The organism is Adhaeribacter radiodurans (genome assembly GCF_014075995.1).
In the GTDB taxonomy this organism is placed as follows: Bacteria; Bacteroidota; Bacteroidia; order Cytophagales; family Hymenobacteraceae; genus Adhaeribacter; species Adhaeribacter radiodurans.
The window spans coordinates 4,292,311-4,317,043 of record NZ_CP055153.1; the positions used below are offsets into that span (position 1 = coordinate 4,292,311).

At 41.3% G+C, this 24,733-nt stretch carries 22 protein-coding genes; 14 read left to right on the top strand and 8 right to left on the bottom strand.

The window, feature by feature from the left end:
• Positions 1–12 precede the first annotated feature (12 nt).
• Together HUW48_RS17120 and HUW48_RS17125 are read left to right on the top strand one after the other, a co-directional pair.
• On the top strand, positions 13–351 hold the full coding sequence (locus HUW48_RS17120; RefSeq protein ID WP_182412104.1) for a PadR family transcriptional regulator: 339 nt from the start codon (positions 13–15) through the stop codon (positions 349–351).
• Positions 348–3,041 (top strand): permease prefix domain 2-containing transporter, encoded by a 2,694-nt coding sequence (locus tag HUW48_RS17125; RefSeq protein WP_220463942.1) that lies wholly within the window; start codon positions 348–350, stop codon positions 3,039–3,041. The genes HUW48_RS17120 and HUW48_RS17125 overlap by 4 nt, the downstream gene beginning before the upstream one ends.
• An 80-nt stretch (positions 3,042–3,121) precedes the next feature.
• Here the strand turns inward: HUW48_RS17125 and HUW48_RS17130 are convergent, their stop codons facing one another.
• Positions 3,122–3,346 (bottom strand): hypothetical protein, encoded by a 225-nt coding sequence (locus tag HUW48_RS17130; RefSeq protein WP_182412105.1) that lies wholly within the window; start codon positions 3,344–3,346, stop codon positions 3,122–3,124.
• A 158-nt stretch (positions 3,347–3,504) separates the two neighbouring features.
• On the bottom strand, positions 3,505–3,735 hold the full coding sequence (locus tag HUW48_RS17135; RefSeq protein WP_182412106.1) for a hypothetical protein: 231 nt from the start codon (positions 3,733–3,735) through the stop codon (positions 3,505–3,507).
• Between the two features lie 304 nt (positions 3,736–4,039).
• Between HUW48_RS17135 and HUW48_RS17140 the strand changes: the two genes are divergently transcribed.
• Positions 4,040–4,474, top strand: a complete 435-nt coding sequence (locus tag HUW48_RS17140) for a cupin domain-containing protein (RefSeq protein WP_182412107.1) — start codon at positions 4,040–4,042, stop codon at positions 4,472–4,474.
• 129 nt (positions 4,475–4,603) lie between these two features.
• Here the strand turns inward: HUW48_RS17140 and HUW48_RS17145 are convergent, their stop codons facing one another.
• Positions 4,604–4,714, bottom strand: coding sequence for a helix-turn-helix transcriptional regulator (locus HUW48_RS17145; protein WP_182412108.1), 111 nt, complete (start codon positions 4,712–4,714; stop codon positions 4,604–4,606).
• A gap of 305 nt (positions 4,715–5,019) precedes the next feature.
• On the opposite strand from HUW48_RS17145, the gene HUW48_RS17150 reads away from it, so the two are divergent.
• The 3 genes from HUW48_RS17150 (at position 5,020) to HUW48_RS17160 (ending at position 7,007) form a co-directional block, all read left to right on the top strand.
• A complete protein-coding gene (locus HUW48_RS17150) occupies positions 5,020–5,607 on the top strand; it encodes a hypothetical protein (protein WP_182412109.1) in 588 nt (195 codons plus the stop codon).
• A 355-nt stretch (positions 5,608–5,962) separates the two neighbouring features.
• Complete coding sequence (locus tag HUW48_RS17155; RefSeq protein WP_182412110.1) at positions 5,963–6,691, top strand: 3-keto-disaccharide hydrolase; 729 nt, start codon at positions 5,963–5,965, stop codon at positions 6,689–6,691.
• A gap of 31 nt (positions 6,692–6,722) precedes the next feature.
• A complete protein-coding gene (locus tag HUW48_RS17160) occupies positions 6,723–7,007 on the top strand; it encodes a hypothetical protein (protein ID WP_182412111.1) in 285 nt (94 codons plus the stop codon).
• A gap of 185 nt (positions 7,008–7,192) precedes the next feature.
• Here HUW48_RS17160 and HUW48_RS17165 read toward each other — a convergent pair whose 3' ends face one another.
• Together HUW48_RS17165 and HUW48_RS17170 are read right to left on the bottom strand one after the other, a co-directional pair.
• Complete coding sequence (locus HUW48_RS17165) at positions 7,193–8,716, bottom strand: alkaline phosphatase family protein (protein ID WP_182412112.1); 1,524 nt, start codon at positions 8,714–8,716, stop codon at positions 7,193–7,195.
• A gap of 467 nt (positions 8,717–9,183) precedes the next feature.
• Positions 9,184–11,646, bottom strand: a complete 2,463-nt coding sequence (locus HUW48_RS17170) for a TonB-dependent receptor plug domain-containing protein (RefSeq protein ID WP_182412113.1) — start codon at positions 11,644–11,646, stop codon at positions 9,184–9,186.
• A 494-nt stretch (positions 11,647–12,140) separates the two neighbouring features.
• Here HUW48_RS17170 and HUW48_RS17175 point away from each other — a divergent pair, with 494 nt between their 5' ends.
• The 3 genes from HUW48_RS17175 to HUW48_RS17185 all read left to right on the top strand — a co-directional run bounded on the left by HUW48_RS17175 (position 12,141) and on the right by HUW48_RS17185 (position 16,048).
• On the top strand, positions 12,141–12,500 hold the full coding sequence (locus HUW48_RS17175) for a hypothetical protein (RefSeq protein WP_182412114.1): 360 nt from the start codon (positions 12,141–12,143) through the stop codon (positions 12,498–12,500).
• A gap of 754 nt (positions 12,501–13,254) precedes the next feature.
• Positions 13,255–13,851 (top strand): pseudouridine synthase, encoded by a 597-nt coding sequence (locus HUW48_RS17180; protein WP_182412115.1) that lies wholly within the window; start codon positions 13,255–13,257, stop codon positions 13,849–13,851.
• A gap of 286 nt (positions 13,852–14,137) precedes the next feature.
• Positions 14,138–16,048 carry a cellulase family glycosylhydrolase gene (locus HUW48_RS17185; protein ID WP_182412116.1) on the top strand — a complete coding sequence of 637 codons (1,911 nt, stop codon included), beginning with the start codon at positions 14,138–14,140 and terminating at the stop codon, positions 16,046–16,048.
• A 29-nt stretch (positions 16,049–16,077) separates the two neighbouring features.
• Here the strand turns inward: HUW48_RS17185 and HUW48_RS17190 are convergent, their stop codons facing one another.
• A complete protein-coding gene (locus tag HUW48_RS17190) occupies positions 16,078–17,436 on the bottom strand; it encodes an FAD-dependent oxidoreductase (RefSeq protein WP_246343527.1) in 1,359 nt (452 codons plus the stop codon).
• A 161-nt stretch (positions 17,437–17,597) separates the two neighbouring features.
• Positions 17,598–18,800, bottom strand: coding sequence for a family 1 glycosylhydrolase (locus tag HUW48_RS17195; protein WP_182412117.1), 1,203 nt, complete (start codon positions 18,798–18,800; stop codon positions 17,598–17,600).
• 428 nt (positions 18,801–19,228) lie between these two features.
• Between HUW48_RS17195 and kynU the strand changes: the two genes are divergently transcribed.
• Positions 19,229–20,509: a kynureninase gene (gene kynU, locus HUW48_RS17200; RefSeq protein ID WP_182412118.1), complete on the top strand. Its 1,281-nt coding sequence runs from the start codon at positions 19,229–19,231 to the stop codon at positions 20,507–20,509.
• Positions 20,510–20,585: 76 nt separating this feature from the next.
• Here kynU and HUW48_RS17205 read toward each other — a convergent pair whose 3' ends face one another.
• Positions 20,586–21,428, bottom strand: coding sequence for a glycoside hydrolase family 25 protein (locus HUW48_RS17205; protein WP_182412119.1), 843 nt, complete (start codon positions 21,426–21,428; stop codon positions 20,586–20,588).
• 237 nt (positions 21,429–21,665) lie between these two features.
• On the opposite strand from HUW48_RS17205, the gene HUW48_RS17210 reads away from it, so the two are divergent.
• From HUW48_RS17210 to HUW48_RS17225, 4 genes are all read left to right on the top strand, one after another.
• The gene (locus tag HUW48_RS17210) at positions 21,666–21,914 is read left to right on the top strand and encodes a hypothetical protein (protein WP_182412120.1); all 249 of its coding nucleotides are present in this window, start codon (positions 21,666–21,668) and stop codon (positions 21,912–21,914) included.
• A gap of 350 nt (positions 21,915–22,264) precedes the next feature.
• Positions 22,265–22,654 (top strand): nuclease A inhibitor family protein, encoded by a 390-nt coding sequence (locus HUW48_RS17215; RefSeq protein WP_182412121.1) that lies wholly within the window; start codon positions 22,265–22,267, stop codon positions 22,652–22,654.
• Between the two features lie 545 nt (positions 22,655–23,199).
• Positions 23,200–23,739 carry a DUF4142 domain-containing protein gene (locus HUW48_RS17220; protein WP_182412122.1) on the top strand — a complete coding sequence of 180 codons (540 nt, stop codon included), beginning with the start codon at positions 23,200–23,202 and terminating at the stop codon, positions 23,737–23,739.
• Between the two features lie 233 nt (positions 23,740–23,972).
• Complete coding sequence (locus HUW48_RS17225; protein ID WP_182412123.1) at positions 23,973–24,707, top strand: hypothetical protein; 735 nt, start codon at positions 23,973–23,975, stop codon at positions 24,705–24,707.
• Positions 24,708–24,733: the final 26 nt, after the last annotated feature.

Below are 24,733 nucleotides of genomic sequence, written 5' to 3' on the forward strand. Positions count from 1 at the left end.
AATTTTTCCAGCATGAAACGAACGTACTTAGGCGAGTTTGAAGAAATTGTTCTGTTAACCGTAGTGCTGCTCGAAGGGCAAGCTTACGGCGTAGCCATTACCCACCAGATTATTGAACAAACCGGGCGTTCGGTCCGGCTGAACCAGGTACATGCCGCTTTGCATCGCTTGGAAGAAAAAGGCATGGTTGCTTCTAAAATGGGCGAGGCTACCGCTGAACGAGGTGGCCGACGCAAGCGCTTGTTTACTATTACGGCCTACGGCGAACAAACTTTACTCGATATTCAGGCGGTTCGCACCCAATTATTAAGCTTACTGCCCCGTGCCCTTAAACCCAGTATTTCGCTATGAAAAAAAGTACAACTCCTACCCCACCGCAACCTCCGCGCTGGGCCGATACATTACTCCAATGGTTTTGTGCTCCGCACTTATTAGAAGAGTTGCAAGGCGATTTACACGAGGAATTTTACTACCAAGTAGACCGCATTGGATTAAGACGAGCCCGCTGGTTATACGTTCGGGAAGTACTGGGCTTTGTTCGTCCGTTTGCAATTAAACGCCAGGCTAATTCATCTGCATCTTTATATTATTCGTCCACCTCTTTCCTTCAACTAAACATGCTTAAAAACTACTTTACCCTTGCCTGGCGTAACCTTTGGCGGAACAAAGGTTACGCCACCATTAACGTAGCCGGCCTCTCCGTTGCCTTTTGTATCTGCGTTTTTTTGTTTCTAACGGTTTATTTGCAACTAACCTTCGATTCTTTTCACCAGGATAAAGAGCGGATATTTCAAACGTATTTTTTCGCAAATAATCCCGATAAAACTACACGCAGTGGTAACATGCCTTTGCCACTAGCTCCGGCTTTAAAATTAGAATACGAAGAAGTAGAAGCCGCTGCCCGCGTTTTAATGAGCTGGAAAAGTTTAGTAACTTACCAGGATAAGAATCTAGACAAAGACGTTGTTTTTACTGATCCGGATTTTCTAAAAATATTCTCTTTCCAGCTGCTTCAAGGCAATCGTGAAACCGCCTTAACGAATAAAAACAGTATTTTAATTAGTCAGAATTTGGCCCAGGCAATCTTCGGCAACGACGATCCCATGGGGAAAGTCCTGCAAATAACCAACGGGGGAAAACAAAAAGGCTATATGGTAACCGGCATCCTACCCGATGCTCCCTTTAATTCCTCTATCCGGTACGATGCTCTTGTCCGCATCGAAAATTATCCCAATTATCTCCCTGACCAAAAGAACTGGACATCTAACTCTCACCAGGTATTCATAAAATTAAATCCTCAGGTAAACCAGGCAACCTTTGAAAAACGGCTAAAATTATTTGCCCGGAAATACTTAGCAGAAAGCCTGCAGAATTTGCAGAAAAATGGAGCCAAACCGGATAGTCGGGGAGACATTTTTACGGTACGTTTACAACAACTTTCCAAAGTTCATTTTGATACGGAAATCTCTAAAGGCCCTCCTATTGCCATTATTTACGCGCTCTTGGGTATAGCTTGTTTTATTTTATTTATTGCCTGCATCAACTTTATTAATTTAAGCATTGCCCGCTCTTTTACCCGGGCCAAAGAAGTAGGGGTACGCAAATACCTGGGAGCCTTAAAAAGTCAGCTTTTTGTACAAATCTGGAGCGAATCGGCTTTAATCTGTTTTATAGGTTTAGCTTTGGGTGCTATTCTGGCCCATTTACTTTTACCTGAATTTAACGCCACCTTCGACACCCGGCTGCAGTACGCGCATTTGCACCAACCCGGCTTTTTAGCCTTGCTCCTGGGCGTATTTATTTTAGTTACTTTAATTGCGGGCGGGTATCCGGCCTGGTTAATGGCCCGATTTAATGCAGTAGCGGTTTTAAAAGGAAAAATATCGCTTAAAAAGCCGGGGTTCTTACGTAACTCACTCCTGGTTTCGCAGTTTGTAATGTCATGTTTATTAACCTGCTGCACCATTATTGCCTTGCAACAAGTAGAACACTTAAGGCAAAAGCCGCTTGGCTTTGAGAAAGAACAGGTAATTAGCATACCCGTAGGAACGCAGGCCAACGGCCGGCAAGTATTACAACGCCTACGAAACAAATTGGCTAACGACCCAACCGTGTTGGCGGTAACGGGCACCAGCGTAAATCTGGGCAAAGGCAAAGATCATGTTAGTTCCCGCTCCACCATTGGCCTTACGTACAAGGGCAAAGAAGTTGCTTCTGACTTGCTTCTGGTAGATTATGATTACTTAAAAACTTTACAGATTCCGCTTTTAGCCGGCCGGGAATTTAGTAAATCCTATCCCTCCGATTCCGTGGACCGGGTAATTATTACCCAGAGTATGGCCGAAATGCTAGGCGAAAAGCAAGCAGTGGGTACTTTTATTAAAGATGATGCCGACACGACTAACAGCAAAATGGAAGTTATTGGGGTAGTACCGGATTTTCATTTGTACTCGGCTGCCGATGAAAAAAGACCGGTTATGATGCACTTTTCCCATTCCGAGCCCATCAATTATATATTTATTCGGGTAGCGCCACAAAGCTTAAAATACTCAATGGACAAGATGAAAGCTTTATGGCGCGAAGTAGCGCCGGGCTCGGAGTATACCGGCTCGTTCCTGGACGAGAATATTGCTGCCTGGTATCAGAACGAAGAAAAATTAGCTCAGATATGCAGCTTGGCTTCTGCTATTGCCATTATTTTATCTTGCTCGGGTTTATTTGCGGTAGCCTTGCTGGTAATGGAGCAACGCACCAAAGAAATAGGCATTCGCAAAGTACTGGGCGCCAGCGTAACGGATATTATTTATATCCTATCGCGTGATTTTGTAAAATTAGTGGTAGTAGCTTTAGTAATTGCTATTCCGCTGGCCTGGTTCCTGATGCACCAATGGCTGAATAATTATTCGTACCGGATTGAAATTAGCGCTTGGGTATTTGTAGGAGTAGGATTGGTTGCCATGGTACTGGCTCTGCTTACGGTAAGTTTTCAGAGTATAAAAGCCGCCATCATGAATCCGGTAAAAAGCTTAAAAACAGAATAATGCGGTTAATTTTTATTTATTCTTAAGTACAACCTACCTGCGGAGACCAGCTTGATGAAGGCCGGTCTCCACAGATTTTTTTAGCTGTTCGTATCAGTATCCGTTTCGTTATCGTCTGTTATTCCACTTACTAAATCATCTGATCTATCACCGCCGGCAACCTGGTCGCTTTCCGGGTCAGACGCCGCCCCCATAGAGGTAGTAGCACTGTTACGTAGCGATTCATCGTCGCGGTTATAGGTTACATCGGTTTCAGCGGTACTTTGCTTACCCTGACCGGAATTCTCTTCTTTATTTTCTGCCATAGTTTCTGTTGTGTGTTTGCTATTTTGTTTTAATGCGAAGACATATTACTCTCCTTACGAGATTAGAAATCCGTGGTTGAAAAGGATCTTAAAAACCGGCAATTAAGGTTAGAATTTTAAATTTTCTTTCCTGTTTCTCGTTGATTATATAAACATTGTTATACAATATCCTGCGTTTCCAGCCAGAACCGGCGTAGTGCATCTACTTCCTCAAAGTTTAAAGATTCTTCTGCTTCCGTCCGGGTTTTTCCATCTTCTACATACGTAAACTGTCGTGCGGATCCCTCCTCGGGTTTAATAGTAAAATCATAAGCATTAGAACCGGTTTTGTTTACCGAAACATGACTGCCGTTTTCAAGCGTAAATTGAAGTGGAAAGTGCTTTGTCATAGAATTAATATTTAAAGAAATTTAAGCGATCCGATTGAAAGCAAGTATATCTTCAGGAATAATGGTGCTAAGCAATAAAGTAAAAACCTGAGAAAAGAAACGCAGATTATTGTTAGTGGTTTTACTTACCATTTATACGTATTTACCACTACTTAGATACCTGATTACTAAATCTATAATTTAATATTTCACCCTACTTAAGCAATAGAGACTTTTTATATTAATTAGATCTGAAGAAACAGCTATTGATGATATAATACTTTTTTACTTATATTTTCAAGAATTTTACGATCCGATTTATACCATGAAAAATAATCTTACGCTTTACTTCTGCATTACTTTTTTCTTTGTACTGGTAGTGACCCTTACCACGCAAGCCCAGACATCAGAACCGGGTAAATATATTTTAGAGCACGATGCCCAGGTAGCCAAAGAACAACCGGGTCCGCACGACGGCGGTGGACAAAGCATTGGCTATAGCTTTTTTGATGGGGTAAAAGCTTATAAAACTGCTTTTAAGAAAAGAACCTTAAAACCAGGCTCTTCTATTGGTTACCACCTGCAACAGGAAGATGAAATTTACTATATTCTTAGCGGAACCGGCGAGATGAAAATGAACGGCAAAACTTTCCCGGTAAAATCCGGCGATGCCATTCTTACCCGACCCGGTAGCTCTCACGGTTTAACCCCCGATAAGAATACAGAATTAACCCTGATTATAGTTTATCCGAAAAATTAAATAACTGGGCTAGTTTAAAGCCACCAAATTATAGGATTACAGAAATTGTTAATTAAGATAATCTCTTAGGTTAAAACCTCATATACAATTAGCTGGAGCTTTTTTACCCATACTAGGCGAGTACCCGAATTACTTTTTAAATGCCGTAGAGAAATGGCTAATGTGACTATATCCCACGAAATCGGCCACTTCCGAAATATTTAGAATATTGTTTTGCAAAAGCTTGGCGGCAGTTTGCATAAGCTTATTCTATTTACATTATCATAAAAACTAACAAAGGTTTTAAATTCAGCTATTTACCTTAAATAGTTGGTGCTTTCAAAACAGCGTTGTACTACGTTCGCAAACCGGCAAAACACTGATTCTCAAAAACAATTCTCTGTTAAAATTGAGTACTATTACCTATGAATATGAGTAATAGCTCTTATTCCTTTCCGCTCGCGTACCTCTTACTTTTGTAGTGTTTTAAATGCTACTAAATACCTCTAAAATCATATTAATAAAAATTAGCAAACTTACTTCTCTAGTAAAAAATTTATAAAACCATGAAAAAAATACTTTTTGCCAATGCATTAAACAAAATTGTATTATTTACCTTATTGCTAGTAGTTAATTTTATATTGCCTTCCTGTACTTTGTTTGGGGAAGATGACGACGATCCAAAGCCAACCCCTCGCGCCGAAGTGCCCACCGATTTTGCTAAAAAATGGATGGCCGGCCAATTCTCCATGACCGAATTCTGGGATTATGATGGTACCTACTCCGGCAACGCCTTTCAGGCTGGTCTGGCTTTCGACTTTAAACCCGACGGAGAATGCGCGTTTTACCTGGTTGCGGGTGGCACTACTTACGGGTGCCACACCGAAACTTTTGTGTACAAGAAAGGTACAGTAGAGTTTAATTCTGACAACCAATCATTTACTTTTTACCCCACCGAAGGCAACAGCCGGGGATTTTACCGGGGCTGTGCTTCTACTTACCGGAACTACGACCAGAAAACCGAAAAGAAGGATTTAAAACCTGAAACCTATTACTACACTTTAGAGCAGGGCAGCAATGGCCAGGACCAAATGATTATCCGGATGGAGCCCAATAGTACCTCCACAACTACTTTCTGGGTGGTTAATTGGTAATAAATTTGCCTTTAGATAAACTTACCATACCAAGCATTTCTAATTCATAATTAAAATAGAAAAAAGCAATTCTGGTACAGTAAGGCGTGCTGCCTTACTGTACCAGAATTGCTTTTTAATTTAAATATTTTACTTTTAGGAAAACATATCTTTTACAATAAGCCTAAAGTTCCTTTACAAATTAAGTTACCTGTTTAATACTCATAAAATCAGCTTTATAATTTGGTCTAATACTGCTTTTTTTTGTTTTTAGTAGCTTTCCTGCTTCAATAAAATTGGGGCTATTGTTTTTTATGTAATTAAAACAGCGGGCGCTTTTGCGTTAAGGTTTCAACTTAAAACATTTGTATTATTTATGAATAAACTTAGCTTACTCGTGATACTGGCGGCAGGATTTCTTTCATTTACTGGACTCGCCCAATGGGAGAATCTTTTTATTGCTTCTTCTTTACAAGCCCAGTCTAAAAGCCTCTTCAACGGCAAAGATTTAACCGGCTGGCACGTTGATGTGCCCCAAATGGACAACAATTCTAAGGTTAAAAACCCGTTTATTGTTCGAAATGGTTTGTTGGTAAGTTTGGGGAAGCCCGAAGGGCACCTGATTACGGATGCCAGTTTCCAGAACTATCGGCTTGAGCTGGAATACCGGTTTGCCGCTAAATCCGGCAATTGCGGTGCTTTGGTGCATGTTTCTACTCCCCGGGCACTTTACGAAATGTTTCCGAAATCTATAGAAGTGCAGATGATGCACCAGAATGCCGGCGACTTTTGGTGCATTGAAGAAGATATAACCGTACCCGACATGGAAAAGCGACGTGGGCCCAAGGAAAATTGGGGCGTAAATGGCGATAAGCTGCGTCGCATCCCTAACTTAACCGATGGCTCCGAAAAACCATTAGGTCAATGGAATGCTTTAACAATTGAATGCCTGGACAATTCCGTAAAAGTGTGGGTAAATCAGGATTTAGTAAATTATGGCTTTAATGCGACCGCCCGCCAAGGACAAATTGCGCTACAGGCCGAAGGCGCCGAAGTAGAATTCCGAAAAGTATTATTAACGCCCATTACTACACTAAGCAATTAGTAAAAAAGTTAATAAAAACTTGAATTTGGGAATGCCCTTTACTTTTAAACCAGAGGGCACGTGCGAATTTTACCAGGTTTCGGTAAATAATTTTAATGGCGGTCAGGAAAAAACGTTTATTTATAAAAAGGGAATGGTTCAGTTTCACCCCAATCATTCTTTCACTTTTTACCCAACCGAAGGCAACAAAAGACAATTTTATCAATTTTGTGATACTGTTTACCATACTAATATTCCCGAACTCTCCGCCAAGGACTTATCTCCATTAACGTACTATTATACTTTGCGATCTATATCTAAGGATAAAGAGCAATGAGTTATTAAAGAGGCATTAACAGATAATTTTAGTAAGATCTTCCGAGCTGATGAATGGTAAAAAGTATTAACTGAGATTAAGACTTCACTTTGCGGAAAGAACATTTACTAAATTACAGAAAGATTACCTTGCAGCATTTACACGTAAAACTACCGACATAAAATAGTAACAGTAACTTAACTGTATCAGCTTTTAAATGGAGGAATAACCTTCGCATGAGGCTTTATCTCCCCTTCCACGTACCACTCAGCGCTAATACTCGATTGTTCATCAATCGTAAGCGAAAGCCAATTGCGGGAACCTAGTAATCGTCGGTTAGTACCCGGAAAATATGACAAACGGGCGGTAATAGTGGCGTTTACTTTTTCTGTTTTACCGGCTAAAAGCTTCTCCATCATGTACAGCACCAATGTAGGTGGTGGCAGGTTTACCATGGCCGAAGAAGTAAGTTGATTAATAATGTTCGCTTCTTCGTTGGTAGTGCTATTGCTCTTAGATTCTAAATAGCCCGTAAAAGCCACGTGCGCATCGCCGGATACAATGGTAACCCGGCAGCCTGCTTCCCGCGAAAACTGAAACAAGCTTTGAATTAACCGGAGCCGTTCTTCGTGGTGGGCCAGGCTGAGCCATTGGTCTTTTAAATCGTCTTCCATGCGTTGTTGCCCTGGCTCCAAATTTATAGCGGCTTCCAGCAAAGTTAAATCGGCATTCACAATTGAAATTCCTGACATTACCAGCAAATGCTTGCAAGGAGTACTTTCCGATGGATTCTGTAAATTATTTAGCCAGAGTTGCAATTGGTACCAGGTTTCGGGGCTCATTACCTGGTTTTGGGTTCGCTCTGAGCGTAAATCCAGGGCCACCAGAGCTAAATCGCCTAAATGGTGGGCATAGGTATATCCTTCTTTGCCAAATAAAGCAGCGCTGCCTAAATCGTAGTTGTCTTTGGCTTGCAGCTGAAAAAGCCGGAAGTGCTCCCGCGCTTGCGCATAAATACCCTGAAACACGGCGCAAGCCTGCTGTTCGGGCGTATACGAACCCCAACCGTCAAAAATATCGTGGTCGTCCCACATCATTAAGGTTGGAATTTGGCTGAGCATGGCCGCAGGTTGTTTCTGGCCCCACATGTGCAGATACAACTTAAAATAAAATTGCTCTACTTGTTGCTGCATGTCGTTGGTAAAAGGAGCTTGCAGGCGCTTTTTTAACGATTTGCTTAACCATTCGCGCAGCGGTTTAATAGCATCCCAAACCTGATCGGAATAAATTTGATCGCCGCCGAGAAAGAATAAATGGTAAGGCTTTTCCTGGTGTACGCGATGCAGTATTTTCCATAGGGCATTCTTTTTCCGGACTTTATTCAAATCTTTCAGGTTGTACACCCCGAAACAAGAACCATAGCAAATACGCGGATTAGAATTTTGAGCCGGAACCACATAATAGTAATTCTGGTCGTTGTTAACGATATAATTTATCTTTTGCTCTTTATCTGTTTGAACTATCCACCAATCCAATCTCCACACAAAATAATCGGCGTAGGTTTTAAGTAAAAAGGCCTCTGCTTCAAACTGATTTGTAGGGTTAATAGAAATTGTAAGCTTAGGAGGCGTAGCTTCTCCCCGTAGTACCAGTAAAGCCGAGGTATACCAGCGCCCTTCTTTTAAACCGCGAAAACCTAGTATTGGACCAACAATTATTTTACCAGACATAAACATTGTTTTTCCGGTATAGGCATTTTCTGGCGGTTTGTTGCAAATGAGAAGAAAAAGTGATTGCTGCTACTGATAAAAACGTGCTACTTTGGCTTGTTGAGAAATCTAAATTAGATTGTATGAAATGGAGAAAACTAAGGTAGGCAGATATGATAAATTACTTCTGTCAAATTTTTTTTACTGCCGCGAACGTCTTCGCTCGTGGTTACTTATCTGGCAGGCCTCTGTCCGGGAGAACTGATAAACATTTCTTTAGATAGCATTAAGGTTAAATTCTAACCGGCCAGAAGCCGGATGATAAGCATCACGAGCATGGATGCTCAGGATAGAAACTTTTTAAGAAGTAAAGTAACTTGTACATCAAGAATTATTCACTTACTAAAAGTTTAGAACACAAAAAAGATTTTAACAAAAAAGCCAGCTGCTTCTTAAGCAACTGGCTTTTACTTATCGGATTTAAAGAATTAAGAATTACCTTTTTTACTATTCACCCCGAAAGTAGTTACGCCACTACCGGGTTGACCATTATCCGAAATACCTTCGGCTAATACCTGGTAAGTGGTGGTACGGTCAGCGGTGTAGAAGGTAACGGTTGCCTTACCCTGCGCATCGGTTTTTACGCTTGGGTTCCAGTAAAGGGTGGTACGTAAGTCGGGCTCGTTGCTGGCCGGGGTGGCACCATCGTAAGTCGGGCTGTAAAACTCCCGCACTTTGCTGTAACCTTTGGCGTGGTGAATAATAATGTACGTACCCGGTTTTACCTCGCCCTGCTCCTCATTGTTGCGGTCAGTGAATAAGGCAATTACGCCCCCCGAAGCACGACCACCGTAAATAGCCGAGTTAGCGGCACTTTTTAAGATTTCAACCCGGCTGACATCAAACTGGCTAATGCTGGAAAGAGTACTTTCAGATATCGGCATACCATCCAGCAGGTACAACGGCGCACTCATCTGCCCACGAATCCGAGCCCGGAATTGATTTTGACCCGTACGATACACCTGCAAGCCCGCTACCCGCCCCTGTAAACTTTCAATAATATTACCCGAAGGCGCAATGGTTAACTCGTTCCGGTTAATAACTACATCGGCTTTATCGTGCAGCTTAAACGGTTGTACCATGTCTTTCTCGCCTTTTACTTCTACCGCAGAAAGCAAAATACCGCGCAAGGTATAGTTGTTAAGATCTTGATTTATGGTTGCTAATTGCTGATTACTCGCCAGCAAGAAATCTTTACTGGTGCTCGCCAATAATCCATCCGTCCAGGAAGGAGCCGAAAAAGCCGGGGCCTGCGGAATAAAATTATACTCATCCATTTTTACCCGTAAACGCTCTCTACGGCCATCGGCGTCGGTACCTTGTACTACTACATCAATAGTACCGGTAAAATCAAAACCATTAAAGGCAAAAGCCCCTTGCTTATCGGTTTCGGTGGTAATAAAGGCTTGGTGCTGGCCTTGCAAGTACAGCAAGGCTTCACCGCCTTCTACGGGTTTGTTTTTATTCGTAACCAGTTTTCCGGATACGAACAAGTCAGTTTCGTTCGGGTATTTAATAACCGGGAATTTACCCGTTGCTGTTTCCTGCCAGTTAAAACGGCGCCACCCCTGGGTTAAAAGTAAGTAATCCAAGGCTTGTTTGCGGTTGAGATTACTTTGTTCAAAATAATAACCGGGCTGTTCTACGTAGCCGCGTAAATCAGAAGTAAGCAGTAAATGCGCTTTCAGGTTCAATCCGTTTTTAGCTTGTTTTACTAATTCAGCATCAGTTACCGCTAAAGCAAAATCAGTAGCTACCGGTTTGCCTTTTTTATCTTGCGCTACTAGCTGCATGGTTACCTTATCGCGGCCATTATAGCCTTTTTTATCGGCAGTGAGAGTTACGTTTAAGTCGTCCTGATTATCGGCAAATAGCAAACGTTCAGCTATTGGCTCTCCGTTGGCGCGGGCTAAATTAAACCGGACAATACCCGTCGGGAATTTAGCTTTGGCTACCGTAAACCGGAAAGTTTTACCCGGTTGAATTTTAATGGCTTCGGAATATTGCAAAGCATCGCGGCTAATGCCGGTTATTACTAAAGATTCGGGTTGCGTTATTTTACCAGCTACCGAAACTTGCCAGTAAATACCTTCGGTCGTTTCGTCGACTCGCATCGTGTAGCCAGTTGGCTTTGCGGCTGGAAGCGCATATTCTGTGGTTTTTCCGTCTTTTGCAGTAATCTTTGCCACGTACTTTTGGCCGGCCAGTGGTTGAATTTCAACCGCTCCCATACCCAAATGCGCATCGGCAAAATCTACTACTTTCTGGCCTCTGTCGTCGTAAACGGAACCAGCAATGGCAACTCCGGTACCGTTAGCACCTATGGCTTTAAAAGCTACCCGGCTGCTCAGGCCTTCTACTAAATCGCCTCCTTCCGGGAAAAACTGAACCTCTAACTTTTTGGCAACTCCCGTGGCATTAGTAGTCGAGTTATTTGCGCCTAAAATTTGAATTTCTTTGTTAAAGAAATTCTCTTCGCCAAAATTACGCATCCATTGGGTATACGCGACCAAACGGTAATTTCCGGCGGGAAGCCCGGTAGATAATTGAATATCGCCAGCGGTTTTACCTCTTTCGGCTTTTAAAGTAAGTTGTTCTACCGGTTTGTTATCGGCATTTAGTAAATCCACGTACAACACGTTGCTTTTAGCAGAAGGGTGTAAACTGGCCGCATCCAATACAAAGCCTTTCAGCCAGATTGTTTGGCCCGGAGCATAGTACGGTTTGTCTAAAGTTACATACACTTTCTCGGCGGCATATTGGGTCCGGAAGGTATCTAAATTTGATTTTAATTTTTGCACCCAATCCGCCGGCGGACTGACAAAACCCAGCATTACCAGAAGTAAAGCCGGCAAAAAATATTTTACATTTCTAAGTTTTCTATTATTCATATAATCCTATATTAATCTACTCTGTAGGCTTATTTTTCTTTATTATCTTAACAATTAAACGCGCCTTATCATTCCCCGGTACAATTTTTACCAAGTTTATTTTTAGTATTTATTCAATTATTTTATTCTGCCTGCCCAGACAAAAAGAGCAGGTAAACTCCGGCTAAATGCTTAATTCCTGAAGGCTAAAAGAAAGAAAGTAACTGAACCAAATAATTGAAACGATTTTGTCCTTCCCCATGATTTTTTGGCTACTTAGTAAAATAGTTTCTTTCAAAAGGCAAGGTTGGAAACGCGGATTTACTTTATTATAATTTCTTCCTTTTATTAAGTTCAGGGAAGGAAAAAAGTAAATTTTGCTTCGCCCAACTCAGGGATCTGCATCAGAATGCTGATTTTTTTAACCTAAAGGCTGGGTTTGTTCGTACAACGTATTCCCCGGCTCAGGCGCCGGAGTAATGCGTATTTTTTAACAAATCATAAAACAGAAAGCTATGTCAGATAAAGTAAATAACCAGGAAGGAAATAGCCAGGCCAAACACGACAGTACTGGTAAAGGAGTAGGTGTAAGCGGCCAGCAACCCGGCCAGCACGAAGGACCAGTAGCCGGAGGTGCCGATAATACCCGCGGTGAAAATAAACCCAGCCACGAAGGCCACAGCGCCGGCGCTAAAAAAGGCAAGGATACACCGGAACATAATAGTCCGCAAGGTTCACACGCCAATCCTTCGGATACCCGCGGTTCCGACAGCACCGATAAAGAATTCCGGAATAACCAACCCAATGCTAGTACTTTAAAAGGATATAAAAACAACGAAGGCTCATCTGGCAGCGAACAAAGCGACCAGGATTAAGCTTAGGTAGTACTTGTAAGTAAACAGTTTATTAAGCCTTAAAAGACCCGGAAAATTCCGGGTCTTTGGCTTTCCGGAAAGTTTGAAGAAGAACAAAAACTTACCAAATCGCTCTATTTAGGTCATAACTTTAGCCTTAGAACTAAATTCTCTAAAAAGAAGGAAAATAAATAAATTATGGTAGCCATTATAACAGGAGCATTTAGCGGTATCGGACGAGCAACGGCCCTGGAGGTTGCCCGAAACGGAGTAATGATTCGTAAAAACATTATGACAACGAAAATTCCGATTCTTACCAAGGCAATTTGTATGAACCCAGAACCCACAATAACCAGATAAGCGGCAGTTGGCTGCCTAAAAACAGAAGACCAAAAAAGAAAAAAGCTACTCCTTTAATACTATTACGGGTTTTACCACTTTGTTTCTAGTCGGAGCCATTCTGGGTACCGCCTGGATTAACTCCCGAATGGTTGTACCCGAACCTTACGCTTAGCATCATTTCAATACCAATTACTAAAATCCCCGCGGCAATGAATCGAACGTCGTGGGGATTTTTCTTCGTGCTATTGTTTATTTTGGCTATAAGGATTTGTTGCTCCGTTTAACTTTTTGCAATAACTATAACCAGCGCTTCTGAAAGTGGTAATTAGTAATTTTTAACAAATAGAAAGGCAACTACCTACTGCTTATATTTACCCAAGGGAATAAACTACCGGGGCAAGTTGCCTTACACAAATAATTTACCTTTATCTGCATGCCGCATCACCATTTTATTCTGCATAAACCTTATGGCTATTTAAGTCAGTTTGTAGGAGAAGCCCAAAAGAAAAAACGCCTCGGCGAGTTGTATCCTTTTCCGGTTGGTACAATGGCTATTGGTCGTTTAGATGAGGACAGCGAAGGCTTACTCTTACTTACTACTGATGGGAAAGTAAGTACCTTTTTTACTAGCAGTAAAATGGAAAAAGAATATTATGCCCAGGTAGATGGCCTGATTACACCCCAAGCCATTGAAAAACTACAACAAGGTGTAGAAATTGGTATCCGGAATGCCAAGTATCAAACCAAACCCTGCCAAGCCCGAAAGTTAGATCCTAGTCCCAATTTTAGCGAACGCTCCCGCAAAGTACGCGACGACCGGCATGGTCCTACCAGTTGGGTATCCATTACCCTCACCGAAGGCAAAAACCGCCAGGTCCGGAAAATGACGGCTGCTGTTGGTTTTCCTACCTTAAGGCTTATCCGGGTTCGGATTGGAAATATTAATTTAGATGATTTAGCTGTAGGAGAAGTGAAAGATCTAACGGATTTAGTAAATAATTTGCTTCCTGAAAGCATTCAGGTGTCTTAAAAGAAAGTCTTTTTTGAAGTTTTGATTTATAAAGACTACTAATGACTGGTTGTTTATTCGTAAAGTCTTTTCAAGTCTCTACAAAAGGAACCCTTTAGCCTAATGTCAGTCCTTTAAGTAAGCCCAGAAAAATTATAAAAAGAATTTGACTTGAAGACAACTTTCGTTTTTAACTTACAACTAAATTGTTCGTTTGCAGGAATACAATCAGGGTGAAAATATGCATGTAATTTACTTTTTTCAAAAATCAAGTGTAATAATAAAAACATTTTTAATAACCGCTTTTTTGTTATTAGCCAGTTCAGATAAGCTTTTTGCCCAGGAAGTTCCTTTTAAAAAAGGCATTAACCTTACTAATTGGTTTCAAGCCAATAATGTTCGGGAAATCCAGATAAATAAATATACCCGCAAAGATTTTGAGCAGATTAAAAGCTTGGGCATCGATGTGATCCGGCTGCCGATTAATTTGCATTACATGACCAACGGTGCCCCCGATTATACGGTAGATCCGCTCTTTTTTCAATTCTTAGACCTGCCGGTTCAATGGGCCGAAGAACTAAACCTGCACCTGATTTTAGATAATCATACCTTTGATCCGGTAGCCAATACACCACCCGATATTGAAAATACGCTGAAGAAAGTATGGCCGCAAGTAGCCCAGCATTATCAAAGCCGCTCTAATTTACTTTACTACGAAATCCTGAACGAGCCACACGGCATTAGTGCTACACAATGGAATACGATTCAACAAAATATAATTAACGCCATTCGGGCTGTAGATACTAAACATACGCTTATTGTGGGAGCGACTAATTTTAATAGTTACCAGAGTATGGCCGAAATGCCTATTTACGCTGATAAAAATTTGATTTACACCTTTCATTTTTACGATCCTTTCTTGTTTACGCATCAAGGCGCCAGTTGGATAGAACCATCGATGGTAGATTTAAAGCAAATGCCTTTTCCGTACCGTTCGAATGCCATGCCCGCTTTACCCGCTAATTTAAAAAACACCTGGCTAGAAAGTGCCTATAACAACTACTCCACGGAAGGTACCGAAGCCAAAGTAAAAGAACTGATTGATATTGCGGCCAATTTTAAAAACACCCACGGCGTACCCGTTTATTGCGGAGAATTTGGCGTGCTGGCAACCAACAGTCTGCCTGCTGACCGGGTAAATTGGTACCAAACCGTACGGAGCTATTTAGAAGAAAAAAACATTGCCTGGACAACCTGGGATTACCACGGCAGTTTTGGTTTATTCGAGCCAGATGGGAATGATTTATTTGAACACAATTTAAATCTTCCGTTGTTAACCGCTCTTGGTTTTAATTTGCCCCCACAAACCAATTATGTTCTTAAACCCGATACCGCTGGCTTTTTAATTTACGACGATTTTCTGGGCAACGGCCTCACCAACGCAAGTTATGGCGCCGGCAATTTAAATTTTTATGTTCCTGATCAACCTAATAACGGACAATATTGCATTTCCTGGAAAGATGCTAAACAGTACAATAGCATAAGTTTAGATTTTAAACCCAATAAAGATTTATCGCAATTGCGGGACAAAGCCTACGCACTCGATTTTTTCGTGCGGGGTACCGGGCCCGGAGTCAAATTTGATATTCGTTTTATTGACTCCAAAACTACTGAGCCCGATGACCACCCCTGGCGAGCCACTGTAACGATTGATGATCAAAAAATAGATTTTAACGGAAGCTGGCAGCATATCCACATTCCGCTAACCGATTTTATAGAGCAAGGCGCCTGGGACAATAACCAATGGTATAATCCGGAAGGAAAATTTGATTGGCAACAGATCGACCGCTTGGAAATTACCAGTGAACACGGCGCCTTTAACAACAACCAACTCTGGTTCGATAACCTTTACCTCACCGACCAGGATACGGCAAAAGTGCGGCAATCGGGAACTATAACAGGAAGTAAAAAAAATTTAAATACCCTAGCGGTACGCGTTTACCCCAACCCGGCGAGTAATTATTTATTACTGGAAACTGGAACACCGGCTTCCTTCAACTACGAAGTAATCGATCATTTGGGGCGGGTTCTTTTAAAAAGTATTTTTCGCCAACGAACTCAGGTAAATCTTGCCTCTTTGCCAATTGGGGTGTATTTAATAAAAATTTCGCAAGCAGGTAGCCGGTATACCGTCCGAAGAATTGTTAAAAACGAGTAAACTTTAAAACAAGTAAGACTCTAGCTTTATTACGCTAACAATTTTTGCACTAGTTGCTGTACTTCCGGTTTGTCGTAGTCGCTTTCCTGCTTAATGTGTTTCATGAGCTTTTTCATGATTTTATCTTGATGCTGGCCGGTTTCGAGTGCCACCGAATACGGTAGATGCGTGTAGGTAACCATGGTGTAAAGCGGTAACCATTTATCGGGAAATTGGGCGTTTATTTTTCCTTCTATTTTCTTCCGCAGCAGAAAACGAGGATTGGCCACTAAATCGCGCATTTCGATAAAATTCTGAACCGCTAACTCAGCCATAGCATCGGTATTGGGCTTGCGTAGTTCCTGAAACATCCGGAATATAGTTTGCCAGTCGTCAGGGTGTTCGTCTATCAATTGATTTAAAACTGTGCAATCTTCGAAGCCGGCGTTCATGCCTTGCCCATAAAAAGGCACTATAGCGTGGGCGGCATCCCCCAGTAGCACTGCTTTGTCTCCCAGCGACCACGGAAAACATTTAATTGTTACCAGCGAACCTGTCGGGTTTTCAAAAAAATCAGCAACTAAATCGGGCATGAGCGGTAAAGCATCCGGGAAAATCTTACCGAAAAAATCTTTTAAATCTGCCTCTGTTTGCAAGCTGTTAAAGGATACATCGCCTTCGTAAGGAAAAAACAAAGTACCCGTAAAAGAGCCATCTAAATTAGGCAGGGCAATCATCATGTAAGAACCCCGCGGCCAGATGTGTAAAGCGTTTTTTTCTAAAGCCCATTCGCCATTTGGACCGGGTGCAATGCGCAGCTCTTTGTAGCCGTACTCGAGGTAGCTTTGCGAATATTCGTAGCGTTCTGTTTTTTGCAACGCATAACGTACCATGGAGTAAGCTCCGTCGGCGCCGAACAAACGTTGGGTTTTGATTGTATGCTTTTCTTGGTTTTGGGTATCCAGCATTTCCAGTTCACCGGCAACTAAATCTGCTTGCAGACATTGCTGGTTAAAATGCAGATTAATGTTAGGGTTCTGATCTACTAAATCCATCAGGGTTACATTTAAGCCACCTCGCGACACAGAATAAATGGCCTGGTTGTCTTTTCCGTAAGGCTGATAAGAAAGCTGCCCCTGTAAATCGTGCATCATGCGGCCATACATTGGAATAGCTACTTTCCGGATTTCGTCGGCAATCCCTACGCCTTCTAAAGCTTTCCAACCGCGGTCGCTTAAAGCCAGATTAATAGAACGGCCGTATTCCCTGTAATTTTGCCGCAGGTCGTTGCGCCGTTCGTAAATATCTACTTTATAATTATGTTTAGCCAGATACAATGACAAAAGAGAGCCGACGAGGCCGGCTCCCATAATAGTTACTCCATTATTACTATTATCGTCTGTCATCATAGGGTTAGTAGCGGCACATAGTTATACCATGGAATGCGAAGGTAGTAAACTTTATCAAAGTAGCAGGTTGTACGTCTTAGGTTGTTCGTTTATGCCAATAGTGCATGCATTTAATTATAATAGAAAACTGATAAATGTAAAACCTACAACCTGAAATCTTTCTAATAATAATTAAAGTGTAAGCCGAATTTTTCTTCTTCCATTACACCTTTCCATTGCTTGATAAGCTCTTTGTAGGCTTCTCCTACCGGGCGAATTTGACGGTTCATGTCGTATAACCCCAGTGCATTTACCCGGCCATCATCAAAGCGCAACGCCGAATCCCAGTCTACCTGGTCGATGAGACTGTACCAGGTAAAGCCCATTAACGGAATACCATCGCGGCGCAAGCGCTTGGCGTTGGCCCATTCTTTCCGCAGCCAGTTTACCGAATTGGGCTCAATCATGTTAGTCTCGGTGTGCATTACCGGTAGCCGGTACCGTCGGTAATACTGGGTTGTGATAACGTAATAACCAAAAATTTCGCCGGAGGCACTGGTGCTGCCGTTAGGGTGTACCATGTGCTCGTTGGTAAAATAATAATCGTTACCCATAATACAGTGGGCTTTTACCTGATTCTGCAAAAACCAATGGTATTCCTCGCGGGTCATGCCGTTATCAAGCAAGTATTCGTACATCACCGCCCGGATTGGATAACCGTACGTTAAATCCAGCGACAAAAACCGCTTCTGATTTAAGAAATTAGCAAGTGACGTACAACTCGGGTCTTCGGCGTGAAAATACTCCGACGATTCGCTTTGAATAAACACCGCATCGGGGCGTACTTTCAGAATTTCATGCATGGCCATAACGTTGGCTTTGCAGATGTTTTTAAGGGCAGTTACAAAAGCTTTATCGCTGCTCAAACATTCGTTCCACCAGCCGTACTGGGCCGAAAAAGTAGCAGCAATAAATATTTCGTTAACGGGTGTATAATACTGCAAATTTGGAAATCGCTCAGCAAAGGCCCGCGCGTACTCAGCAAAATAATGCGGGAAATCCGGATTTTGAAAATTACCTAACCAATCGGGCACCCCAAAGTGGCACAAATCTACCAAAGGAATAATACCCATTTCCTCCATTTTGCGGAAGGTAACGTCAGTAAAATCCCAATGATATTGCCCGGGGCCTACGTGCGTGGAGAACAATGGCGGCCCGTAGCGCAGGTAATCAATACCCGTTTCTTTAACTAGTCTGAAATCTTCTTCCCAATAATCATAATGGAAAGATTTTTCCATTTCGTCCACACGTTTTACTTTGCCATCTGGTAAAATAATATTCGGATAGGAGTTCTCTATCCCGGTAGCAAACATGAATTGATTCATTGCGGTTGTTGATAAAGTAATTCAAATATATTTTTAAACAATAACGCAAGTACCGGTCGGTAGCATTAGTAAATTCTCCCTTACTACATTTTCCGGTAATATGTTTAAATTTTGTAGTGTTAAACCAGGTGAGTGGGGTAAACGTTTCTAATTCTACAAAGATTACAATTTATAATTCCTAAATTCTAACCTTTATTTATTTAAAAGCTAACAGTAGCTTAACCCATCTTATCTATGCACCCACAATTCTAACGTGCCGTTATTTAATAATATCTAACCGTAAAATAAAGTAAACTTGGGTAACTCCATTTGCTTGTTTGCAGTACCAACGAAAGTAAATGTATACCTTTATTTACTAAATGGAGAATTTTACCGGTTAACGGCTGTTCCCGTTCTTTCTAAATAACTGCTTTACTAAATTTATTTGTATGACGTACGAGAATTCTTTGACTTTTGCCCGGACTTGCGACCAAAACGACACCCTACATTCTTTTCGCGATCGGTTTTATATTCCGCAGGTAAACGGCAAAGATTCAATTTATTTGTGCGGAAACTCTTTAGGCTTACAACCAAAAACGGTGCGGGCAGCTCTGGAACAGGAATTGCTCGATTGGCAAAATTTAGGCGTTGAAGGACATTTTCACGGCAAAAACCCCTGGTTTAAATACCACGAATTATTCAGTGAAAAAGAATCCCGCATTGTGGGGGCGCAACCCGGCGAAGTTGTAGTAATGAACAACCTCACAACTAACCTGCATTTGATGCTCGTATCTTTTTACCAGCCAACTCCCCAACGTTACCGCATTATTACAGAATCCGGCGCCTTTCCATCGGATCAATATGCCTTGGAAACCCAGGTTAAATTTCACGGTTATTCCCCGGAAGATGTAATTATTGAATTAAAGCCGCGAGCGGGCGAGTGCAATTTGCGCACCTCTGACATAGAAGCTGTTATTGCAGACAATGCCGGTTCATTAGCGCTGGTATTATTAGGCGGAATTAACTATTACACTGGTCAGGTGTTTGACTTAGCAGCCATCACCAAAGCCGGTCACACGGTCGGGGCTTTGGTAGGCTTTGATTTAGCGCATGCCGCCGGTAATGTAATACTACAATTGCACGACTGGGACGTTGATTTTGCGGTATGGTGCACGTATAAATATTTAAATTCAGGGCCAGGTGGCGTAGGAGCCGCTTTCGTCCACGAAAAGCACGCTAGTAATCCGGACTTGCCACGTTTTGCCGGCTGGTGGGGCCACAGTCAGGAAGAGCGTTTTCAGATGAAGAAAGGTTTTATACCCATGATTGGTGCAGCCGGTTGGCAACTTAGTAATGGCGCCATTTTAACGATGGCAGCCCATAAGGCAGCTCTAGATATTTTCGATGAGGCCGGTATGCCAGCTTTACGCCGCAAAAGCGAACAACTTACCAGTTATTTAGAATTTTTAATACAGGAGTTACGTATTCCGGAAAACATCCTGCAAATTATTACTCCATCCGAGTCAGCAGCACGGGGATGCCAGTTATCCTTATTAATTCATCAAAACGGGCGAGCACTGTTCGAGAAATTAACAGCTGCCGGCGTAATCCTGGATTGGCGCGAACCTAACGTTATCCGGGTAGCCCCGGTACCGCTGTATAACACTTTCGAAGATGTTTATTGCTTTGCCAAAATATTCCGAAAAAGTTGGGCAGAGTTGAATAGGTAATAGGTTTTTAAGTTGTAGGTTGTGCGTACTTCTCAAGGTGTTCAAAGCAGGTTTAATGACCAACCTGCTTTTTATTTTACTCCAGACAAAGCTGCTCGAGTGCGGTTTTGTTGCCGTAGAACACATTACAATCAACGCGTCCTTCTATTCCGGGAACTGCCCCACGGTCGGTGTGTTGCCAGAATTTTACCTGTTTGCGGCTGTAATCAGATAGTTTTAATTTGTCAACTTTATAATGCGCAATCCAGAACGGATATTCTTCAAAAAAGCCTTCTAAGTAATCTTTGTAAAAGTTATAATTGGTGTAGATAATAGGTTTAACGCTGTAGCGCCACTCTACCCAGTGCAACCAGGTGCTTATCCGTTCGCGCAGTTCTTCGTCGGTTGCGTAACCTATTTGCTCCACGTCCAGCACAGGGGGTAAATCGCCGGGAACCATCTCTACCATTGTTATAAAGTTGAGCGCTTGCAACCAGGCGGGTTGATTGGCCCGGTAAAAGTGGTAGGCTCCTCTAATTAAACCCGCCTGGCCGGTTCTATTCCAATGTTTCGGGAATAAGCGGTCGCGGCCATAAAAGCCTTCAGTTGCTTTGATAAATACGAAAGAGATTTGATTTCTCTTTACCTCCGGCCATTTCACGTGCGTTTGGTATCTTGATACATCTACCCCCCGCAATACCTGACCAGTTGGCCAATTTACCGGCTCACCGGGTAAGCCGTAATAATATTTTTCTTCTTCTTTGGCCAAACGTTCCACCGATTTTATGCGCCAATACTTTAGCAGACCGGCTGGTGGGTATTTAAATACTACGAATGCAATAGCAAGTAGTACCAGTAATCCTAGCCAGTAAAATGGTCGTCTTTTCTTAATTGGTTTCCTTGTAGTGGAACGTTCCCGAATTGAATATTTATTTGCCAACAGCTACCTGATTACTTATCTGAATTTAGCGCATTTAACCTAATTTCTATTTGCGAGTTGAAAAAAATCTAATTAAAGCTCCGCGGTAAACTCAAAAATTAAAAAAATTTCAAAATAATGCCTTAAAAAACTATATTAATGTTTGAATATTTTTTTTATCCAAAAAAATAATAGTATCTTAACACAACTTAACAAAAGCATTACTTTCTTTTAACCCGTTTTAATTATTCTTGCGAAATGGAACAACAGCTAACAAACATCATCCAAACTAATTGCGGCAAACGCTTTGATTTATCGCGGGCTTTTCCATTCGCCCGTAATTTAAATGCTCCTTACGGCGCCCATAATTTTGCGGTATACAAAGCTAATCAATGTTTTTATATTAAAGGTTACAACACCGGCACCTCCGATAAAGTACTGGATACTTTTATACTAATTTCGGAAAACGAGGCCATGCAGTATTTAAACAATAAAGGAATTAGCTAAAGAAAAGAAATCAAAATACTAACCGCTAAAAGTGGTTAAATCTAAAAAATCAAACGTGAGTAGTTCTTTTAAAGCCAGTAATTTGAGGATTACTCTTTGATTTTTTGTACCGGTAAAATTCTGGTTATTATTTTTTCGTCGAATAAAATTTGGCAATAAGAACTATACACTGGCAAAAATAACTGATTCGTCATTAAATTATAGTCTGTACTTAGGATAAAGTATGAGAGAATTGTAATCATACAGGTTCGAAATTCTTTTACAAAAAAATAGTCTCTGGCTTACTCAACCAGAGACTATTTTTTTAGTAAAATACGGGAACATCCACTTCTATACACTATACCAACACCATGACGGATATTATTCAAACACTTAAAGCCGCTATCTCTGGTTTAGCAGCACAACCAGACGAAGCGCCACCTTTTGAAGTATTTTACCACGTAAATCCAACTGCTCCGGAGAACAATCTAAAGATAACGGAACTACTCACCTGGACAGGCAACAACCCTCAAGCCCTAGTAGAACAACAGGAACTATCTGATTTTATTATTAAACTTTCCATCTTAGCGCCATTTAAAAATAACCTGCCTCTGTTAACGAAGTTGAAAAGCATCCTTCAGCAAACACTAGACAATATTCAGGTGTATACCATTCATCAAGTAAACGCAGAAACGTACCTTATTGGGCAAGATGAAGAAGGTAACTTTGCCGGTTTAAAAACTACTCTCGCCACCACTTGATGCGATCCGGTAATGCTACATTGCTTTTATAAAATAAAAATTTACTTTTTAGATTAATTAGGTAGTTCATCTGGGTAGATAAATAACAAGCGGCTAAAATAAACAAGCCGCTTGTTATTTATCTACCCATTACATTCGTTTACTTCTCTTTAACTTATTTACTAAAATAGATTCTGTTACACCAAGCCAGCCTGGTTACTTCCTCGAAATGCTAAAGAAAAAATAGAACCGCCAACTATAGCCTGGAACGGGGCCCAAGTAAAAGCCGTTAATTTTTTAGCCTTTTTACTTGAAAACAATCCTATTTACATTAACCCTTCAGTTTTGGTACAATTCCTACCTTACTTGGTTTTAAAAAGCTTTCAGTTTTACTTAATAAACTTAATTTATCTGAATTAGTGCGTATTTCTTTGCCTGAAATACGGAAAAGAAGCGCTTTACCCTAACTCTTGCTAATTGTATTCCGTTGATAGAAATACTCCAAAAATTTAAAAACAAGATTAATAGTTTATTAGTAAAATCCAGCATCTTATTTAGTAAAAAAAATGAAAAAGGCACAAGTAAATATATGGTTGTTCTTTATGCTGCTAGGCTCTGCCTTTGCCGTTGTAAGCTGCGATACAAATGATTTAGATGAAAATAACCAACGCCTGACAGAAACGGACTTTGTGGTAAAAGCGGCCAATAGCGATTTATTTGAGATTCAAACCGGGCGGCTGGCCTCTATTAAGAGCAACCTAACCGAAGTACGGGAATTAGGACAATATCTGGTAATGGAGCATACAAACTCCAGCACGCAACTTAAAAATTTAGCCGAGTTAAAGAAAATTACTATACCCGATTCGTTGAGTGAAGATAAACGCGTACACCGGATCCGCCTGGCCAGTCAAACAGGTGCTGCCTTCGATAAAGATTTTGTGAACACCCAAATAATAGCCCACGACGAAGCTATAAGTTTGTACGAGCAAGCTTCCCGCGAATTGCAGGACCCTGACCTTAAAAATTTCGCTGCCAAAACTTTGGACGCACTCCATACGCATCGCGAACAAGTAGTAATGATAAAATCTAAAACCGATGCGCTTTAATTTTTAAATACTTCCTCAATTATTTTAGTACATAAAAAATCCTGTTTCAAGTCCTGGAACAGGATTTTTTATGTAAATCGTTTTCCAACTATATTGTACTTTCTGCTATATTTTTCGTATTTTTTACTCATTAAAATTTGAAGTTGTTGGGTTCGTTTTGCTACAAAAGGAAACTAGCCTTTACTTTTCTGGAACCTTGTATTTTAATTTACTATTTTTTTGAACACTAGACTATGAAAAAGCTGCATGTAAATTGGCTGAGTGATGGTTTGATTGATTTTGAATACAAAAAATACTTATTACTTGATTATTTACAGGGAGTAAAAACTGAATTTGGGGCGCAACGTTTATATCCTGTTTTCTCGGAGCTAATTATGCACTACCAGAACCTGATGCAGATAAAAGAGCATAAAAAATTAGTATACGAACAATTCCCGGAGCGTATTAGTCGGGCTGATTTTGAGAAACTGGAATTAGTTTACCAAAAAATAGTAGACGACGACGAAACCATGAAAGAGCTGGAAGATATTATTCAATTTGCGGCTCCGTTATTTAGTCATGCCGTAGATACCGGCAAAGAAATATACAACACAGTAGAACGCCATCTGGACATAACTCCGGTAGGTATTACGCCAATCTATTTTAACGAGGGTTATTTATTTTTAGAAGAATTCTGGAGCCAGGAAACCAAAATTTATTTTTATAAAATAACTATCTTTAAGAATACGTACGAACAATACCGGGGCATCCACACCCAACACCTGGATACGGTTCGACGCGGCCTGGCTCTTACCCACGAGAGTTTGAAACTGCAGTTAGCCCGCGAAAACCGGAATTTTCCTAATCCAGCTACTTTTGCCGTGGTGGCCCGTGCACGGTTTCCGTTTGAGCATTCTATTTTGCCTATTGCTAAACGCTCGCTCGTAAAATACCTGAGTTCGTTAGGTGGGCTTCCGGTGAACGACTAATAGCTTGAAAAAGCTACTTTTTATTC

What these genes read in the sequence shown, in the direction of transcription:
- HUW48_RS17165 (WP_182412112.1), bottom strand. Translation starts at nt 8,716, where the DNA reads ATGTCTGGTAAAATAATTGTTGGTCCAATACTAGGTTTTCGCGGTTTA.
- HUW48_RS17170 (WP_182412113.1), bottom strand. Translation starts at nt 11,646, where the DNA reads ATGAATAATAGAAAACTTAGAAATGTAAAATATTTTTTGCCGGCTTTA.
- HUW48_RS17130 (WP_182412105.1), bottom strand. Translation starts at nt 3,346, where the DNA reads ATGGCAGAAAATAAAGAAGAGAATTCCGGTCAGGGTAAGCAAAGTACC.
- HUW48_RS17180 (WP_182412115.1), top strand. Translation starts at nt 13,255, where the DNA reads ATGCCGCATCACCATTTTATTCTGCATAAACCTTATGGCTATTTAAGT.
- HUW48_RS17210 (WP_182412120.1), top strand. Translation starts at nt 21,666, where the DNA reads ATGGAACAACAGCTAACAAACATCATCCAAACTAATTGCGGCAAACGC.
- HUW48_RS17195 (WP_182412117.1), bottom strand. Translation starts at nt 18,800, where the DNA reads ATGAATCAATTCATGTTTGCTACCGGGATAGAGAACTCCTATCCGAAT.
- HUW48_RS17215 (WP_182412121.1), top strand. Translation starts at nt 22,265, where the DNA reads ATGACGGATATTATTCAAACACTTAAAGCCGCTATCTCTGGTTTAGCA.
- HUW48_RS17140 (WP_182412107.1), top strand. Translation starts at nt 4,040, where the DNA reads ATGAAAAATAATCTTACGCTTTACTTCTGCATTACTTTTTTCTTTGTA.
- HUW48_RS17135 (WP_182412106.1), bottom strand. Translation starts at nt 3,735, where the DNA reads ATGACAAAGCACTTTCCACTTCAATTTACGCTTGAAAACGGCAGTCAT.
- HUW48_RS17120 (WP_182412104.1), top strand. Translation starts at nt 13, where the DNA reads ATGAAACGAACGTACTTAGGCGAGTTTGAAGAAATTGTTCTGTTAACC.
- HUW48_RS17125 (WP_220463942.1), top strand. Translation starts at nt 348, where the DNA reads ATGAAAAAAAGTACAACTCCTACCCCACCGCAACCTCCGCGCTGGGCC.
- HUW48_RS17155 (WP_182412110.1), top strand. Translation starts at nt 5,963, where the DNA reads ATGAATAAACTTAGCTTACTCGTGATACTGGCGGCAGGATTTCTTTCA.
- HUW48_RS17190 (WP_246343527.1), bottom strand. Translation starts at nt 17,436, where the DNA reads ATGATGACAGACGATAATAGTAATAATGGAGTAACTATTATGGGAGCC.
- HUW48_RS17225 (WP_182412123.1), top strand. Translation starts at nt 23,973, where the DNA reads ATGAAAAAGCTGCATGTAAATTGGCTGAGTGATGGTTTGATTGATTTT.
- HUW48_RS17150 (WP_182412109.1), top strand. Translation starts at nt 5,020, where the DNA reads ATGAAAAAAATACTTTTTGCCAATGCATTAAACAAAATTGTATTATTT.
- HUW48_RS17145 (WP_182412108.1), bottom strand. Translation starts at nt 4,714, where the DNA reads ATGCAAACTGCCGCCAAGCTTTTGCAAAACAATATTCTAAATATTTCG.
- kynU (WP_182412118.1), top strand. Translation starts at nt 19,229, where the DNA reads ATGACGTACGAGAATTCTTTGACTTTTGCCCGGACTTGCGACCAAAAC.
- HUW48_RS17175 (WP_182412114.1), top strand. Translation starts at nt 12,141, where the DNA reads ATGTCAGATAAAGTAAATAACCAGGAAGGAAATAGCCAGGCCAAACAC.
- HUW48_RS17220 (WP_182412122.1), top strand. Translation starts at nt 23,200, where the DNA reads ATGAAAAAGGCACAAGTAAATATATGGTTGTTCTTTATGCTGCTAGGC.
- HUW48_RS17160 (WP_182412111.1), top strand. Translation starts at nt 6,723, where the DNA reads ATGCCCTTTACTTTTAAACCAGAGGGCACGTGCGAATTTTACCAGGTT.